Source organism: Mesorhizobium sp. WSM4848, from assembly GCF_055811375.1.
This window is the reverse complement of record NZ_JBVVPX010000077.1, coordinates 1-3,195: the sequence shown is the minus strand read 5'-3', so window position 1 is coordinate 3,195 and position 3,195 is coordinate 1. Positions and strand designations below refer to the sequence as shown.

Here is a 3,195-nt window from a genome sequence, read left to right as displayed (position 1 = left end):
AAAAGTCATTCGTTAAAAAGATTTGCGGCGAGCTTCTTGGCTCTCCGCCTGTTCTGTATGACATCGTAAAGAGAAGATTTGTTCGAACTTCACAGCCCGCAAGGGGTGTGATTTGTCGCGGGAGACGCTCAATCTCCCGCATATGATGGGTTTGCCTAACCGCACCCTCGAACCGATCTCGAGAAGCTGGTCTTTTTGTGCCAATGACATCTAGTGATAATCCCGCACAGGATTATCGCTGAAGCGACGATCCTTCGGATCGCGCGGTGGGTATTGGCAATGAGAACGATCAAGTGTCTTAAGGGCAATTGGTGGATGCCTTGGCATGCACAGGCGATGAAGGACGTGATACGCTGCGATAAGCTACGGGGAGGTGCGAATACCCTTTGATCCGTAGATTTCCGAATGGGGAAACCCACCTAAGGTGCTTGGAAAATCAGAGCAGCAGGGCAATTGGCGCGAGATCCCAAAAGGATTGAGCGTTAGGCGACGATCTCTTTGAGATCGCGCAGACTTGCTGCTGTGGTTTCCAAGTATCTGTTATAGGTAACTTATCCTGAATCCATAGGGATAAAGTGGCGAACGCGGGGAACTGAAACATCTAAGTACCCGTAGGAAAGGACATCAACCGAGACTCCGGCAGTAGTGGCGAGCGAACCCGGACCAGGCCAGTGGCGATGATGAGACAAGCGGAACCTTCTGGAAAGTAGGGCCATAGTGGGTGACAGCCCCGTACGCGTAATGCAAATCATCGTCCTCGAGTAAGGCGGGACACGTGAAATCCTGTCTGAAATTGGGGGGACCACCCTCCAAGCCTAAGTACTCGTGCATGACCGATAGCGAACTAGTACCGTGAGGGAAAGGTGAAAAGCACCCCGACAAGGGGAGTGAAAGAGTACCTGAAACCGATTGCCTACAAACAGTGGGAGTCCAAGGTTCGTCCTGGGTGACCACGTACCTTTTGTATAATGGGTCAGCGACTTAGTGTGACGAGCAAGCTTAAACCGCTAGGTGTAGGCGCAGCGAAAGCGAGTCTGAACAGGGCGTTCAGTTCGTCGCATTAGACCCGAAACCGAGTGATCTAGCCATGAGCAGGTTGAAGGTAAGGTAACACTTACTGGAGGACCGAACCCATAACTGTTGCAATAGTTCGGGATGACTTGTGGCTAGGGGTGAAAGGCCAATCAAACTCGGAAATAGCTGGTTCTCCGCGAAATCTATTTAGGTAGAGCGTCGACCGAATACCCCAGGGGGTAGAGCACTGGATGGGCTAGGGGTCCTCACCGGATTACCAAACCTAACCAAACTCCGAATACCTGGGAGTACTAGTCGGCAGACACACGGCGGGTGCTAACGTCCGTCGTGAAAAGGGAAACAACCCTGACCTACAGCTAAGGTCCCCAAGTTATGGCTAAGTGGGAAAGGATGTGAGGATCCCAAAACAACCAGGATGTTGGCTTAGAAGCAGCCATCATTTAAAGAAAGCGTAACAGCTCACTGGTCTAAATAAGGGTCTTTGCGCCGAAAATGTAACGGGGCTCAAGCCATACACCGAAGCTTAGGGTTCGTGAGCAATCACGAGCGGTAGCGGAGCGTTCTGTAAGCTGATGAAGCCATACCCGTGAGGGGTGGTGGAGGTATCAGAAGTGCGAATGCTGACATGAGTAACGTAAGGGGAGTGAGAGACTCCCCCGCCGAAAGTCCAAGGGTTCCTGCTTAAAGCTAATCTGAGCAGGGTTAGCCGGCCCCTAAGTCGAGGCAGAAATGCGTAGACGATGGGAACCACGTTAATATTCGTGGGCCTGGAGGAAGTGACGGATCATTGAGGTAGTCCAATCTTATCGGATTGAACGGGCTGCTGCGTGGTTCCAGGAAATAGCTCCTCCTTATAGACCGTACCCGAAACCGACACTGGTGGACTGGTAGAGTATACCAAGGCGCTTGAGAGAACTATGCTGAAGGAACTCGGCAAATTGCACGCGTAACTTCGGAAGAAGCGTGACCCTTTTCCACGCAAGTGGAGGAGGGTGGCACAGACCAGGGGGTAGCGACTGTTTATCAAAAACACAGGGCTCTGCGAAGTCGCAAGACGACGTATAGGGTCTGACGCCTGCCCGGTGCTGGAAGGTTAAGAGGAGGGGTGCAAGCTCTGAATCGAAGCCCCAGTAAACGGCGGCCGTAACTATAACGGTCCTAAGGTAGCGAAATTCCTTGTCGGGTAAGTTCCGACCTGCACGAATGGCGTAACGACTTCCCCGCTGTCTCCAGCATAGACTCAGTGAAATTGAATTCCCCGTGAAGATGCGGGGTTCCTGCGGTTAGACGGAAAGACCCCGTGCACCTTTACTATAGCTTTACATTGGCATTCGTAGTGGCATGTGTAGGATAGGTGGTAGGCTTTGAAACCTGGGCGCCAGCTCAGGTGGAGCCACCCTTGAAATACCACCCTTATCACTATGGATGTCTAACCGCGGCCCGTCATCCGGGTCCGGGACAATGTATGGTGGGTAGTTTGACTGGGGCGGTCGCCTCCTAAAGAGTAACGGAGGCGCGCGATGGTGGGCTCAGAACGGTCGGAAATCGTTCGCTGAGTGCAATGGCATAAGCCTGCCTGACTGCGAGACTGACAAGTCGAGCAGAGACGAAAGTCGGTCATAGTGATCCGGTGGTCCCGCGTGGAAGGGCCATCGCTCAACGGATAAAAGGTACGCCGGGGATAACAGGCTGATGACCCCCAAGAGTCCATATCGACGGGGTTGTTTGGCACCTCGATGTCGACTCATCGCATCCTGGGGCTGGAGCAGGTCCCAAGGGTATGGCTGTTCGCCATTTAAAGCGGTACGTGAGTTGGGTTCAGAACGTCGTGAGACAGTTCGGTCCCTATCTGCCGTGGGTGTAGGAATATTGAAAGGATCTGTCCCTAGTACGAGAGGACCGGGATGGACGGATCTCTGGTGGACCTGTTGTGGCGCCAGCCGCATAGCAGGGTAGCTATATCCGGACGGGATAACCGCTGAAGGCATCTAAGCGGGAAACCCACCTTAAAACGAGTATTCCCTGAGAACCGTGGAAGACGACCACGTTGATAGGCCGGGTGTGGAAGAGCGGCAACGCTTGAAGCTTACCGGTACTAATAGTTCGATCGGCTTGATCGTTCTCATTCCCTATGCCCATCTGACAAAGTCAGATGGTCTT

At 53.0% G+C, this 3,195-nt stretch carries 1 rRNA gene; it reads left to right on the top strand.

From position 1 onward, the window contains the following. Positions 1-287: 287 nt before the first annotated feature. Positions 288-3,155 (top strand): 23S ribosomal RNA (locus AC0L16_RS33190). Positions 3,156-3,195 lie beyond the last annotated feature (40 nt).